The sequence below is a fragment of the Segatella baroniae DSM 16972 = JCM 13447 genome (assembly GCF_000426585.1).
GTDB lineage: Bacteria > Bacteroidota > Bacteroidia > Bacteroidales > Bacteroidaceae > Prevotella > Prevotella baroniae.
Genome location: NZ_AUFQ01000008.1, coordinates 25467 through 40583, shown reverse-complemented (window position 1 = coordinate 40583; position 15117 = coordinate 25467). Strand labels below are relative to the sequence as shown.

Sequence of the window (15117 nt, the reverse complement as noted above, 5' to 3'; positions counted from 1 at the left end):
GATTTGCAAAGATAAGCCATTTTTCAAAATAACAAAATAAATTCTTTGATAATTCGTCGCTTTGCGTTATCTTTGCAACTATGAACTCTTTAGAAGCGAACGACATCAAACTCCAAGAGAACATCATCATTGCGGACGCGGAATACATCGACAACGTGGCCTTCGACCTCATCGTCAACTACGAGCGAATGCTGGGACGGAAGATTCCGAAGGCCGACATGGCGCAATGGGCAATCAACGTCGGACTCGACGGAGGAATGAAACCGGGCCGGCAAACGACCGGTATCATTCTCATTCACGACAAGAATACAAAGCAACTCAACAACTTTCTTCCTTCCAATCTGCAAACGGAACTCAACAACCGGGCGTTCAACGACGAACAGTTCGGTGAGTTCACGTTCACCGCTTATCCCACGGAAGAGATGGTGACCAAGCATGATTTCCTTGAAGACATGGCCCGGACGATTTGCAACCACAAGGACGTGAGGCGCGTCATGCTCATTCCCGACGCCGAGAACGAGCAGGTTTTGGAAGGCCTCAGACGCATGCTGAAAGACGTGGACGACGACAAGCACGTCACGCTCTTCACCATGCAACCCACACGGGGCGGCCATTTCCGGCAAGAGATATTGGGCTATTCGCTCACAAACGCCATGGGCGTAAGGGCCGACGAGTTCAGGGATTGAGCTTCATCGCACGGCCTCGGCAGCCTTCCCGCCACACTTTAAACAACTTATCCCTACATACCAATTCATTTAAATCAAGACCAAGAATGAGCAAAGTACTAATGATTGGCGCCGGCGGCGTAGCTACGGTCGCGGCATTCAAGATTGTTCAGAATGCAGACGTGTTCACCGAGTTTATGATTGCTTCACGCCGCAAGGCCAAATGTGACCAACTCGTAAAGTCAATTCACGATAAAGGATACAACTACGACATCAAAACGGCACAGGTAGACGCCGACGATGTGGAGCAACTGAAGGCCCTCTTCAACGACTTCAAGCCTGAGTTGGTCGTCAATCTGGCCCTGCCCTACCAGGACTTGACCATCATGGACGCCTGTCTGGCGTGCGGATGCAACTATCTGGACACGGCAAACTACGAGCCGAAGGACGAGGCGCACTTTGAATACAGCTGGCAGTGGGCTTACAAAGAGAAGTTCGAGCAGGCCGGTTTGACAGCTATTCTCGGCTGCGGCTTTGATCCGGGCGTGTCGCAGGCCTACACCGCATACGCCGCCAAGCATCATTTTGACGAGATTCATTATCTCGACATCGTCGACTGCAACGCGGGCAACCATCATAAGGCCTTTGCCACCAACTTCAATCCTGAGATAAACATTCGCGAAATCACGCAAAAGGGACTTTATTATGAAGACGGCAAATGGCTTGAAACGGAGCCGCTGGCCATTCACAAGACCCTCAGCTACCCCAACATAGGCGGCCGCGAGAGCTATCTGATGCACCACGAGGAGCTGGAAAGCCTCGTCAAGAACTATCCCACCATCAAACGGGGCCGTTTCTGGATGACTTTCGGACAGCAATACCTCACCTATCTGGACTGCATAGAGAACCTCGGCATGAGCCGCATCGACGAAATCGAATACGAAGCGCCGCTCGCCGACAAGCCGGAGCAGAAGGTGAAGGTGAAGATTGTGCCGCTGCAATTCCTCAAGGCCGTGCTTCCCAACCCGCAAGACCTGGGCGAGAACTACGACGGAGAGACCAGTATAGGCTGCCGCATCCGTGGTTTGAAGGACGGAAAGGAGCACACCTATTATATATATAACAATTGCAAGCACCAGGAAGCCTTTGAAGAGACGGGCATGCAGGGCGTCAGCTACACCACGGGCGTGCCCGCGATGATCGGCGCCATGATGTTCTGCAAGGGTCTTTGGCGCAAGCCGGGCGTGTGGAACGTGGAAGAATTCGACCCGGATCCGTTCATGGAACAGCTCAACAAGCAAGGTCTGCCTTGGCACGAAGTGTTCGACGGCGACCTCGAACTATAATTTCAACATCACATTTACTAACAACCACTGATGCAACTCCATGAAATCATCAGGCCCACTTGCCCCTAACGAGTGGTTGGAGCATAACACATGGCAAAAGAAGAAAACAACGTTCAGAGCGAAAAGCTCAAGGCCCTGCAGATGGCCATGTCGAAAATAGAGAAGGATTTCGGCAAGGGTTCCATCATGCGGATGGGTGATGAACATATCGAAAACGTGGAAGTGATTCCCACGGGCAGTATCGGTCTCGACGCGGCATTGGGCGTCGGCGGCTATCCGAAGGGCCGCATCATCGAAATCTACGGCCCCGAAAGCTCCGGCAAGACCACGCTCGCCATCCACGCCATCGCCGAAGCCCAGAAAGCGGGCGGCATTGCGGCCTTCATCGACGCCGAACATGCCTTCGACCGCTTCTATGCGGCCAAGCTGGGGGTGGACATCGACAACCTCTGGGTCAGCCAACCCGACAACGGCGAGCAAGCTTTGCAGATAGCCGACCAGCTCATCAGCTCCAGCGCCATCGACATTCTGGTCATCGACTCCGTGGCCGCATTGACCCCGAAGGCCGAAATCGAGGGCGACATGGGCGACAACCGCGTCGGTCTCCAGGCCCGTCTGATGAGCCAGGCGCTGCGCAAGCTCACCGCCACCATCGCCAAAACCAACACCACCTGCATCTTCATCAACCAGCTGCGTGAGAAGATTGGCGTCATGTTCGGCAGTCCCGAGACCACGACCGGCGGCAACGCGCTGAAGTTCTACGCCAGCGTGCGCCTCGACATCCGCCGCGTCACCGGCATTAAGGACGGCGACCAGGTCATCGGAAACCAAGTGCGCGTGAAAGTAGTGAAGAACAAAGTGGCGCCACCGTTCCGCAAAGCCGAGTTCGAAATCACGTTTGGAGAAGGTATCAGCAAGATTGGTGAGATCATAGACCTTGGCGTTGAATACGGCATTGTGCAGAAAAGTGGCAGCTGGTACAGCTACAACGGCAGCAAACTGGCCCAGGGCCGCGACGCCAGCAAGAACCTGCTGAAGGACAATCCCGAGCTTTGCGAAGAGTTGGAAGGCCTCATCAAGAAGGCCATCGCCGACAAGCTCGCGCAATGAAGCAGCCTCCATATTTTGCGAAAAAGCCTGACAGTCTGAACGATTGTCAGGCTTTTTTGTACACAAACGCCATCTTTCAACGCTAAAATCCTTACATATAAGGATTGTTTGAAACTCCTTTTCTTCATACTTTTGCATCATCCTATGAGTGAATAGGATTTTTCAAATTCACAATACCAAACCACATAGATTGATATGAATAAAAGAAAGATGATGGCTGCGGCTTTAGCGTTAGTCGCAGCCATTCCATCTTTGGCCGACGAGGCCATAGATGACACATCGAAAGTGCGCGAGATCGACGAAGTTGTCGTCATCTCGCAACCCAAGGAGCAATTTCTTCTCCGCCGCCAGCCTCTCAGCAGCAATGTCTACGGGGCCGGACAAATGACGAATCTCGGCGTTCGCGACCTGCGGGAGCTGTCCTCTTTCGTGCCCAACTTCACCATGCCCTGCTATGGTTCGCGCTACACCTCCTCCATATATGTGCGTGGTATCGGGTCGCGTGTCAACTCGCCGGCCGTAGGTATCTATGTGGACGGTGCGCCGCTGATGAGCAAGAGCGCCTTCAACCACCACCATTTCGACGTGGCGCGCGTCGACGTGCTGCGCGGTCCGCAGGGAACGCTCTACGGAATGAACAGCGAGGGCGGCCTGATCCGCGTCTATACGAAGAACCCCATGAACCATCAAGGGACTGATGTCAGGCTTGGAACAGGCTCGCACGGCCACCAACTCCTCGAAGCCGCCACCTACCGGAAACTCAACGGCAAGCTGGGACTCATGCTGGGCGGCTTCTACAGCGGCCAGCGGGGCTTCTTCAGAAACGACTTCAGCGGCCGGCGGGCCGACAAATACAAGGAGACCGGCGGCAAGGCGCGCCTCGTCTGGCGTCCCGACGCACGATGGAACGTCAGTCTGGGTGCCCATTATGAATACACCGACCAGAACGGTTTCCCCTACGGACTGATGGATTTGGAGCACAAGACCACCGCCAATCCGGCCGCAAACCACCAGGCCAAGTACCGACGGAACCTCGTCAACAGCGCACTCAGCGTGGACTTCAAGGGCGACGGCTTCGATTTCAACTCCACCACGAGCTACCAATATTTGAAAGATTTCATGCGGATGGACATCGACTACCTGCCGGCCGACTTCATGCAGCTGGAAGAAAGGCAGCTGCAGAACGCCTTCACGCAGGAGCTTGTCGTGAAAAGCAACCGCAACCGCACGTGGCGGTGGACGACAGGGGCCTTCTTTTCGGCCCAGTGGCTCAAGACCGACGCGCCCGTCCGCTTCGGTTCGGACATGGACAAGTTCATGAGTGACAACATCCGCAACGCCATGTACGACGCGATGGTGAGCGCGATGGCGGCGCGGTTCATGCGCCCCGGCGTCACCGCCGAGCAGGCACGGCAGCAGGCCAAGGCCATGATCGAGCGCGCGGGAGGCGTCAAGCTGAATGTAACCCTTGGCACGATACCCGGTCTTTTCCGCACGCCCACCTACAACCTGGGCCTCTTCCACGAGTCGACACTGCGCCTCACCGACCGCCTCAAGATGACGCTCGGCCTGCGCTATGACTACAGCCACCTGTCGATAGACTATCTGACCAGCGCAAAAATGGCTTCCGTAGCCAGCGTCATGGGCCGACAGGCCAACATCAACATCATGTCGACCCTGCAAAACAAGGCCCATGACGACTTCAACCAGCTGCTTCCGAAGCTGGGCGTGAGCTTCGACATCGACCGCATGGGCGGCAACGTCTACGCCGTGGTGAGCAAAGGCTACCGGGCGGGCGGCTACAACATCCAGATGTTCTCCGACATTCTGTCCACAGAACTGCGGGCGAACAGCTCACAGCGCGGCGACTACACCGTGGAGCACGACGCCAAGGCCTACAAAGCCATCGAGAGCACCATCGCCTACGCCCCCGAGACCAGCTGGAACTATGAGGCGGGCGCCCACCTGAACCTCTTCGGCCGCAAGGTGCTGCTCGACCTGGCCACCTTCTACATGCAGGTGCGCCACCAACAGCTGTCCGTCATGGCCGGCAGCTACGGCTTCGGGCGCATGATGACCAACGCCGGCCGGAGCAGCAGCTGCGGTATTGAGGCCGGTTTGCGTGGCCAAGCCTTCAACGACCGCCTCTCATGGACGGTCAACTACGGCCTCACACACGCCGTTTTCAAGGAATACATCGACAGCGTGAGTGCCCAAGGCAGTCTGACGGCCGTCGACTACAAGAACAAGAAGGTGCCTTTCATCCCGACGCACACGCTCTCCGCCTCGGCCGACTACCGTCTTCCGCTCGCCGGCCGCCTCAAGGCCGTCGTCATTGGGGCCAATGTGAGCGCCCAAGGCAAGACCTACTGGGACGAAGCCAACAGCTACAGCCAGGCGTTCCATGCCGTGGCCGGCGCGCATGCCATGGCCGACTTCGGCTTGCTGACGGTGGACTTGTGGGGCCGCAACCTCACCAATACGAAGTACAACACCTTCGCCGTGAGCAGTGCCGCCACCGGAAAGACGCTGTATTTTGGGCAGTTGGGCAACCCATTCCAGTGCGGTGTCGACTTGCGGCTGCACTTTTGACAACCTTACGGCTATCGTCCACTGTTTCAACGTGTTGGCGAACACCTTGAAACGGTGGCCTTATGACGAAGTAAAAGTTGCACGATTGGGCCGCATTCGTGGCCCTTCTGCATTTGAAAAGTCAAGCTTTTACATCCTCATTGCTGCCCTTCCACATTCTAAAAGTTGCGCTTTGACCTTTTCATCGCTATACTTTTACACGACAAAAGCAATCCTTTCATCGCGAAACAATTAAAAAAGTAAAAAACCGTCGACGCGAAACGACAAAATGCAAAGGCTTTTGAATTAATTTATTACTTTTGCAACCAATAACAATTATTCATTAAATTATGGACGATTATCACGCGGAAACGTTTTATTTCTGGTGTGAGGATTAGCACGGTATGAAGCTCAATCCCCACCATCAACCCATCATGGAGATTAGCTAAATGAGAACATACTGGAACATTAATGAAAAATTGAGCCTGCTGAAGGAGTGGCAGCCCAATTGTTGGATTCAAGTGACCTGCCCGACGGACGAAGACCAGGAGTTTCTGGAGGAGAAATTCCAAATTCCCGACTATTTCATGAGCGACATCAGTGATACCGATGAGCGTGCCCGTTACGAATACGACGACGGCTGGATGCTCATCATTCTCCGCATTCCCTACGTCAAGGAGATTCGCTCGCGCACCCCCTACACCACCGTGCCGCTGGGTATCATCCACAAACGCGACGTGACCATCACCGTTTGCTACTACGAAACCAACATGATGCTCGACTTCGTGAGCTTCCAACAGAAGCGGGGCGTGGGCTTCACCGACTACGTGGACCTCATCTTCCGCCTCTTCCTGTCGTCGGCCGTGTGGTATCTGAAGCGTCTGAAGCAAATCAACACGCTCATAGAGAAGGCCAAGCACAACCTGGACCAGGGCGTCAACAACGAGAGTCTTATCGGATTGAGCCGCCTGCAAGACTCGCTCACCTACTTCATCACCTCCATCCGCGGCAATGAAAACCTGTTGCAGAAGCTGAAGTTCAAGCTCCAGGTGGACGAACTCGACGCCGACCTCATCGAAGACGTCAACATCGAGATGACACAGGCACGTGAAACGACCAACATCTACTCCGACATTCTGGAGTCGACGATGGACACCTACTCCAGTATCATCAACAACAACATGAACACCGTGATGCGTACGCTCACCTCGGTCAGTATCATCATGATGTTTCCCACACTCATCGCCAGCCTCTTCGGCATGAACCTCGTCAACGGAATGGAAGCGAGCAAGTGGGGATTCGTCATCGCCATCATCATATCGGTGGTGGTCAGCGGTCTCAGCTGGTTCATCCTGCGGCACAAGCGGTTGCTCTGACGGGCTTCTTGGAGCCAAATCTCCTGTCAACTTTCACACACCCAGTCGCTCACGGTGCCCGTCTCGGTGCTGAACGTGCAGCCGATGCGGTAGACGGGGCGGCTGTCGTGCGCGTATTCACGGGCGTAGCCCTTCCTTTCTATCTGCTCGATGGCCTCAGCGGCGGGGCGGTTGAGCTTGTATTCAAAGATGTAGACGTACTTGGGCGTCTCTATGATGAAGTCGGCGCGCCCCTGACTGGTCTGCTTCTCGTGGTAGACGGTGTAGACACTCATCAACCGCATCAGGAGATAGACGGTGTATTGGAAGTTGCGTTCCTGCTCCCGCTCGTTCTCGTGGCGCCGCGCCGAGTAGGGAATGCTGGCCAGGAAAGAAGTGAGCAGTTCGCGATAAAGGTCTGTGTCGCCCCGTTTCAACGCCAAAACCATCTGCGCCACGGCCGAAGAGGCGCTTTCCTTGGACTTGAAATAGTCCGCCGAAAGCAAGGAGATGAAGCCCTTGGTGACCTCGGCGTTGGGGAAATCGAGCAGGAACTGGCGCACATCGGGGTCATACCCCTTGATAGTCAGGTAGCCGCTCTGGTAGATCATGGGCAGCGGCTTCTCCACGTCGGCCTTGTAGTCGACGAACTCCTGAGCGTCATAGTACCTCCCCACCAGCTCGTTGACGTTCTCCTCGCAGTGATCCAGCAGCCGGAGAAGGTAGGAAGGCGTGCCCGTCTGGAACCAGAAGTCGCGGATGGCCAGGTTGTCGAAGGCCTTGAGAAGGCTGAACGGATTGTAGATGTCGGTCATGCGCTCACTGAAATGATAGCCGTCGTACTGCCGTTTCAGCTGCCGCTTCATGTCCTCCGCCGTCGTCCCAAGGCTCCCGGCCAGCTCACTTATGCCCTCGGTGAAGACCGTGTGCAGTTCCTCGGTGGTCACGCCGCAGAGAGCGTCGTACTTCGGGGCCATGCTGATGTCGTTGGGTTGGTTGAAACCGCTGAACACGCTGACCTGAGAGAACTTCGTAACGCCCGTGAGAAGCACGAACTGAAGGTCCTGGTCGGCCGCCTTGAAGACCGAGTAGAAGCCTTTCAGAACCTCACGGTTGTATTCCTCAAGCGTCTTGTCCACATTGTTCTTGCGGATGGTGTCGGGGATGTCCAGCACGTCGAGAAGCGGCTTGTCGTACTCGTCGATGAGCACGACGCAGCGCAGGCCCGTCTTCTCGTGGGCCTTGTTGAGTATCCAACGGAAGCGGTCGCCCAACTCGTTGCTGTACGGATGCTTGCCATACTGCTCCTCCCAAAGCGACAACTGCGCCGCTATCGTATTCTCCAACGAATCCTCCTGAGTGAAGTTGCTGCCGTTGAAGTCGAGATGGAACACGGGATGGTGCTTCCATTCCTTCTCCAGGGCGTCGATGGCAAGCCCCTTGAACAGTTCCTTTTCACCCAGAAAGTAATATTTCAGCGTGGAGACGAGCAGCGACTTGCCGAACCGGCGTGGGCGACTGAGGAAATAAATCGTTCCGTTCGTTGCCAAATCATGGATGAGCGCGGTCTTGTCCACATAGACATAACCGTCCTCTCTGACCTTCTTGAAGTCTTGTATTCCGATGGGATATTTCATATTGCTTGACAATTAATGCGACAAAGAGCACCTTTCATACCCTGACGGCAGCCCTTTCACTTGCAAATATATGGCTTTTTATCGACTATCAAGCCCTATATAATAAAGAAATGTTGTTTTTCTTAAAGAAGGAGGAGGATTCTTCCACCCTGCAACGACTTGGCCATCTCCCTTTCTTCTGCCATTTCGGCATTGTCCACTCGGGCTGAACGGACAATGGCACTCGGCTATGTCAGCCCGCACACCATCCTCTTGAGGGACGATTTGAGGTGAAGAGGCGACACAAGCCCTTTCTTTTGCGTTTCCTTCCGCCCCAAACCTCCCAACTCTCTACCAACCAACGACTTCCCAAAGACTAATAAAAACAAAAAAAAATGAACTTAAATTAGGAGTTTACAATTATTTTATTTAAGTTTGCAATCAGCAAGCATTAAGTTGATTCTTAAATGAATCATGGAATAACCGAATCATAAACTTAAATTGTTTAAATGATGGACTCTCAAGAAAATGCCCTGAACCCAGGAAAACAAGAAGAGAATGTAGTATCGGAAAACACTACCCCAGGAGTTGAAGAAACGCCCGTACCCAAGGTCTACAAGTCAAAATCGGAAATCATCGAACGTCTGAAAGAGATTGCTTCTGCTGACGAAAACCCGAAGAAAGATGAGATTGACCTTCTGAAAACAGCTTTCTACAAGATTCATATTGCCGAGCGAGAAGCCAAGCAAAAGGAATATTTGGAAGCAGGAGGCGATCCCGAGCGGTACGTGGTGGTCCCCGATGAGGAAGAAGAAGTGTTCAAGGCCGAGATGAGTCTCATCAAAGAAAAGCGCCAGAAGTTCTTTTTGCAGCAAGAGGAGGAGAAACAAGAGAACCTGAAGAAGAAACTTGAAATCATCGAAGCGGTCAAATCCATGGCCACTTCACCGGAAGAAGCCAACAAGTCGTACCCTAAATTCAAGGAACTGCAACAGCAATGGAAGGAAATCAAAGCCGTTCCGGCCGACAAGGCCAACGAATTGTGGCGCAACTACCAACTCTATGTGGAGCAATTCTATGACCTGCTCAAGCTCAACAGCGAAGCTCGGGAGTATGATTTCAAGAAGAACTTGAAGTTGAAAACTGCCCTTTGCGAGGCTGCCGAGAAGCTCGACCAGGAGGAAGATGTCATCCGTGCCTTCCACCAATTGCAGGAATTGCACCAGCAATATCGTGAAATAGGGCCGGTGGCGAAGGAACTTCGCGAGCAGATATGGGCACGCTTCAAGGCCGCTTCCACCATTATCAACAAGAAACACCAGCAACATTTCGAGCAACTCCGCTCACAGGAAGAGGACAATCTCACCAAAAAGACGGCTCTCTGCGAGCAAGTGGAGGCCATCGCGGCCATCGACAACAAGAACGCCGCCGACTGGGAAAAGCACACCAAAGCCATCATCGCCATCCAGGCGGAGTGGAAGACCATCGGTTTTGCGCCACAAAAGATGAACGTCAAGATATTCGAGCGCTTCCGTGCGGCCTGCGACAACTTCTTCAGCAAGAAGGCATTGTACTTCAAGCAGCTCAAGGACACCTTCGCGGAGAACGCCGCCAAGAAGAGAGTGCTCGTAGAAAAGGCTCGTGCCCTGCAAGACAGCACCGAGTGGAAGTCGACCAGCGACAAGCTCATCGCGCTGCAAAAGGAGTGGAAGACCATAGGCATGGTGCCCAAGAAGTTGGGCGACCAGTTGTGGAACGACTTCCTTTCGGCCTGCAACAAGTTCTTCGAGGCACGCAACGCGGCCAACGCCGGCACTCGTGGAGAGGAACATGAGAACCTCGAAAAGAAGCGCGACATCATCGGCAAGCTCAAGACATTGTTGGAAGAGAAGGCCGAAGACGTGCAGGAAAAGGTGCAGGAGCTTGTCTATTCCTACGGACAAATAGGCCATGTGCCCTACAAGGAGAAGGACAAACTGTACAGCGAATACCACGAAGTGCTCGACAAACTCTATAAAGACCTCAACATCACGACCGCCCGCAAGCGGCTCGACAACTTCAAGAACAGCCTGAAGAACTTCGCGAAGCGGGGCGAAGACGCCCTCGACAACGAGCGCGGACGGCTCATGCACCGCTATGAGAGCTTGAAACAGGAAATCAACACCTACGAAAACAACCTGGGATTCCTCAACGCCTCCAGCAAGAAAGGCAACAGCCTGATTGACGAAATGAACCGGAAGGTGCAGAAACTCAAGGACGACATGGAGCTGGTGAAGCAAAAAATCAAGGCTATCGACGCTGAAAACCAGGCTTGAGAGAAACATTCCACGCCTTGCCGCCATGGTCGAACACGGCGATGAGGATGAACGAGCGAAGGGGCTTGTCCGCAACGGACAAGCCCCTTCGTTCATTTTTCAAAGTGCTGGTAGTCCTTCACGCTCTTCCAGTCGCCTCCCCATTTGAAACCGTGCGCCTTGAAGAGCCTGCAAGCAATATCCTCCGACGTGATCTTGCAAGGAAAATCCTGTATTCTGTCACAATATCTGCGGGCATTCGCGGGCTGGACGACAGTCTTTCCGCCTTTCAATCGGCGGCAATACGGATTGTACAAGGGATTCAAGTCCACGGCCATGCCACGGGCATGGGCCGACAACTTGCCGTTTCCTTTCACCTTGCGGTAGCAAAAGCAACTGCTGTTGTTGGCCTGCATGGACTGTTCGTCGTCAGCGTTGAAGTCGTCGATGAGCCGCAAGCTGGCGATGGGATAACGCATTTCAAACAGCTGTTTGAAGATGGTCAGCAGTTCACAGGCTATCTTCACGTTGCATACAAGTTCCCCCACGCGCGTGTTTCCGGCCAAGTCGCAATGCGAAACACGCAGATAGCGCAGTTCGGAACGCTTCACCGGACAGCCTTCGGGATAGGAACGCCCCAGCATCCGTGCAAACACCGTGTCGGGAACAGGCATGGATTGAAAGACAGGAGCAGCCACGCGACCCACCTGCCTTGGTTTTTGGGCATGCCCGCAAAGCCCTAAGAACAACAGGCAAACACAGACAATGACAAGATGTTTCATAGATTTACAAAGGTAATCATAAAACCATCATTTCGCCAAAAAGCAGCAAATTATTCCTTTCCACATCATTTTTTGGCAGGACGGAAGCAAGATTTCAAGAAAAAAAGCATTCCATCAATAGGGGTTTCGACACCCGACAGCGTCTAAGACATAAAAGATTATGGACCAGACATGCGACCGACGCAGTTAGAGCACTGCGCGAACATGTCCCAAAAACAGTATATTTGTGAAAACAATGAACGAGATTCATCACTCAAACTTCCCGGCTCAGCTGGCCGAAAGCCTGCGGCAACACGCCGACCGACCCGCTTTCTGCATTCAGGATACATTTTTCAGCTACCGGCAACTGGCCTCCAAGGTCGCCGCCATCCGCCAATCGCTCCATCGTGTCAACGACACCTACATCGGTCTGGTGGCCAATGACGACCTCGCCACTTACGCATCAATCCTCGCCATTTGGATGGAAGGCAAATGCTACATCCCCCTTCATCCCCTCCAACCTGTCGCCCGATGCGCCAATATCATAGAGCAGGTGGGTATAGAGGTCATTCTCGACTCGGGCGAAACGACGCGCCATGCCGACCGCTACGTAGTGCACACCGGCTCACTGGCGGCAACCGATGAAAAACAAACACCGCTCCAAAACTTCAATCCACAGGCTCCGGCCTACATTCTGTTCACCTCCGGCAGCACCGGAACACCCAAAGGCGTGCCCATCAGCTATGGCAACGTGAGCGCGTTCCTGCAATCCGTCGACGCGCTGGGCATTCGGTTGCGCGCCGACGACCGCTGTCTGCAGATGTTCGACCTCACTTTCGACCTCTCCGTCGACAGCTACCTGCAACCCCTTCTGGCCGGCGCGTGCGTCTTCACGGTGCGCCCCGGCAGCATCAAATGGGAGGAATCGTTCCGCCTTTTGGATGAGTACAAGCTCACGGCAACGTTCATGGTGCCGTCGGTCATCCACTACCTGCGCCCCTATCTGGACGAAATCGAGGCGCCGCAACTGCGCTATTCGCTCTTCGCGGGTGAGGCGTTGACGGCCGACGACACGCTTCCGTGGCAGCAGACGGTGCCCCAGGCCGAGATATGGAACGTCTACGGACCGACCGAAGACACCATCTACTGCACGGCCTACCGCCTGCCCAACCGCCAGGTGAAGCAGCACAACAACATCATCAGCATTGGCAAAACCGTCAAGCACGCGCAAAGCATAATCGTGGACGAGGCCCGCAAGCCAGTGGGCGAAGGCGTTGTGGGCGAACTCTGCCTGACAGGCGAGCAACTGACGCCCGGCTATTGGCAGAACGGAGAGAAGAACCAGGCGGCCTTCTTCGACCTCGGCGGCCGCCGATGGTACCTCACCGGCGACCTCTGCATGGCCGACGCGGACGGCGACATCATGTATATCGGCCGCAAGGACTCGCAGGTGAAGATTCAAGGCTACCGCGTCGAGCTGAGCGAAATAGAGCAAGTGGCCCGCCGGTTCTATGCCCGGAAGACGGCCGTCGTGGCCGTCGTGGCCGGTTCTACGGGACAGGAATCCATCCACCTGGCCGTGGAAGGACCTGACGACGGTAGCCGTGACGGACTGGAAGCACATCTCCGGACTTATCTTCCGGCCTACATGATTCCGTCGAAAATCGTCTTCATGCCGTCGTTTCCACAGAACATGAGCAACAAAATCGACCGCAAAAGAATTAAAGAACTCATCAAATAAAGATACAGCAATGGAAAGAAATGAAGTATTGACAGCACTGAACGGAATCTTTTCGGTCGTGCTGAACAAGGAAAACCTTCAATTGAACGAAGCAATGTCGACCGATGACATCGACAACTGGGACTCGCTGACCAACATGACGATCATCAGCGAGATTGAAAGACTGTGGTCGGTGCACTTCAAGCTGCGCGACATCATCCGCATGAAGAACATCGGCGACATGATCGACGTCATCATTTCAAGAAGCCAACAGTAATCAACCGGCAGCAACCCACCGCTTTCTCATGGAATTTCTTTCAATCCCGTTTGTGGCGTTGATGGGCGTCACATTCGTTCTCTACTACGCCCTGCGGCGCCGTCGTCAGCAGCATGTCCTCCTGTTGCTGGCCAGCGGCGTCTTCATAGGCTACTACCATCTGGCTTATCTCGCCGTCGCGACCGCCATCACCGCCACCACCTTCCTTCTGGGCCGCCGCATCCACGCCGCCGTCAACACGCCACGGGCCACCCGGTGGCTGTGGCTGGGCATTGGCAGCCTTGCGGGCTTCTGGCTGGCAGCCCGCTATTGGTCGCCGCTCTTCCCGCTCGGAATCTCTTTCTACACGTTCCAGGCCATCTCCTATCTCATCGAAATCTACTGGGAAGAGGAACCTGAAGACGACTTCATCGACTTTTCGCTCTACATGCTGCTCTTCATGAAGTTTCTATCCGGCCCCATCGAGCGGGCCGAAAGCCTGTTGCCGCAGCTCAAGAAGGCCCACGCCTTCGACTATCGACAGGTGACCGACGGACTGAAGACGGTGGCTTGGGGCTGCTTCTTGAAGCTCGTCATCGCCGACCGCATAGGGCCGGCCCTCGACATCGTGCTCGACAACGTGCGCGGAGCCACGGGCATGCAGCTGCTCACGGCCACCCTGCTCTATCCCATCCAGCTTTATGCCGACTTCGCGGGCTACACCTGCATGGCACTGGGCCTGGGGCGCATGCTCGGCTTCAAGCTGCAGCCCAACTTCGACCGCCCCTTCACGTCGACATCCACCAGCGAACTCTGGCGGCGGTGGCACATGAGCCTCTCGTTCTGGGTGCGCGACTACATCTTCATGCCGCTCAGCGCGTCGCTGCGGTCGTGGAAGCGATGGGGCGTCCATGCCTCGCTGCTCATCACTTTCGTGGCCATCGGCGTGTGGCACGGGGCCGGCTGGACCTTTGCCGCCTACGGATTGTTCCAAGGACTCGTCGTCATCGGCGAGACGTTGCTGGGCGACCGCCGCGAGCGACTGTACGGCCTGTTGGGCCGCCACGCCGCAAAGGCCCTGATGATGGTGCGCACCTACCTGCTCTTCGCCCTGTCGCTGCTCTTCTTCCGCCTGACGAGTGTCGGCGACGTGTTCTACACCTACGCCCATCTGTTCGACGGCATGCAGACATCGGCCAAGGAATTGCGTCTCGGACTCTCCGACCAGGAGTGGATCGTCGTCGGCATTGCAGCCGTGTTGATGTTCGTCTTGGAATGGCTCCACAGTCGTTTCCAACTGGGCGAACGCAGCTGCCGCCTGTCCACGCCCCTGCGCTGGGCGATCTATCTCATCACGGTGGGCGTCATCTTCTGGTACGGCGCGTTCGGCGTGGAAAACTTCATTTACATCCAATTCTGAGAT

At 54.8% G+C, this 15117-nt stretch carries 11 protein-coding genes; 9 read left to right on the top strand and 2 right to left on the bottom strand.

The features are described from left to right. The first annotated feature begins 80 nt into the window (after positions 1-80). The 5 genes from K334_RS0107300 (at position 81) to K334_RS0107280 (ending at position 7068) form a co-directional block, all read left to right on the top strand. Positions 81-686: a DUF6621 family protein gene (locus K334_RS0107300; protein ID WP_021590015.1), complete on the top strand. Its 606-nt coding sequence runs from the start codon at positions 81-83 to the stop codon at positions 684-686. 86 nt (positions 687-772) lie between these two features. After that, entirely contained in the window at positions 773-2011 is a 1239-nt protein-coding gene (locus K334_RS0107295) for a saccharopine dehydrogenase family protein (RefSeq protein WP_027444751.1), read from the top strand. A gap of 90 nt (positions 2012-2101) precedes the next feature. Continuing rightward, complete coding sequence (recA, locus tag K334_RS0107290) at positions 2102-3121, top strand: recombinase RecA (RefSeq protein WP_021590068.1); 1020 nt, start codon at positions 2102-2104, stop codon at positions 3119-3121. 195 nt (positions 3122-3316) lie between these two features. Continuing rightward, complete coding sequence (locus K334_RS0107285; RefSeq protein ID WP_025880017.1) at positions 3317-5713, top strand: TonB-dependent receptor; 2397 nt, start codon at positions 3317-3319, stop codon at positions 5711-5713. A gap of 428 nt (positions 5714-6141) precedes the next feature. Beyond that, a complete protein-coding gene (locus tag K334_RS0107280) occupies positions 6142-7068 on the top strand; it encodes a magnesium transporter CorA family protein (RefSeq protein ID WP_025880016.1) in 927 nt (308 codons plus the stop codon). 26 nt (positions 7069-7094) lie between these two features. On the opposite strand, the gene K334_RS0107275 is transcribed toward K334_RS0107280, so the two are convergent. Next, on the bottom strand, positions 7095-8684 hold the full coding sequence (locus K334_RS0107275; RefSeq protein ID WP_027444750.1) for a PD-(D/E)XK nuclease domain-containing ATP-binding protein: 1590 nt from the start codon (positions 8682-8684) through the stop codon (positions 7095-7097). A 488-nt stretch (positions 8685-9172) separates the two neighbouring features. Between K334_RS0107275 and K334_RS0107265 the strand changes: the two genes are divergently transcribed. Continuing rightward, positions 9173-10978 carry a DUF349 domain-containing protein gene (locus K334_RS0107265; protein WP_025880014.1) on the top strand — a complete coding sequence of 602 codons (1806 nt, stop codon included), beginning with the start codon at positions 9173-9175 and terminating at the stop codon, positions 10976-10978. A 92-nt stretch (positions 10979-11070) separates the two neighbouring features. Here the strand turns inward: K334_RS0107265 and K334_RS13665 are convergent, their stop codons facing one another. Continuing rightward, a complete protein-coding gene (locus K334_RS13665; RefSeq protein WP_248623509.1) occupies positions 11071-11739 on the bottom strand; it encodes a M15 family metallopeptidase in 669 nt (222 codons plus the stop codon). A 235-nt stretch (positions 11740-11974) separates the two neighbouring features. Between K334_RS13665 and K334_RS0107255 the strand changes: the two genes are divergently transcribed. Genes K334_RS0107255 through K334_RS0107245 form a run of 3 tightly spaced genes read left to right on the top strand, consistent with a single transcriptional unit; the run spans position 11975 to position 15114 of the window. Next, entirely contained in the window at positions 11975-13459 is a 1485-nt protein-coding gene (locus tag K334_RS0107255; RefSeq protein ID WP_027444749.1) for an amino acid adenylation domain-containing protein, read from the top strand. Positions 13460-13469: 10 nt separating this feature from the next. Further along, positions 13470-13715: an acyl carrier protein gene (locus K334_RS0107250; RefSeq protein WP_021589974.1), complete on the top strand. Its 246-nt coding sequence runs from the start codon at positions 13470-13472 to the stop codon at positions 13713-13715. Positions 13716-13743: 28 nt separating this feature from the next. Further along, positions 13744-15114 (top strand): MBOAT family O-acyltransferase, encoded by a 1371-nt coding sequence (locus tag K334_RS0107245; protein WP_025880010.1) that lies wholly within the window; start codon positions 13744-13746, stop codon positions 15112-15114. The last annotated feature ends 3 nt before the right edge of the window (positions 15115-15117 follow it).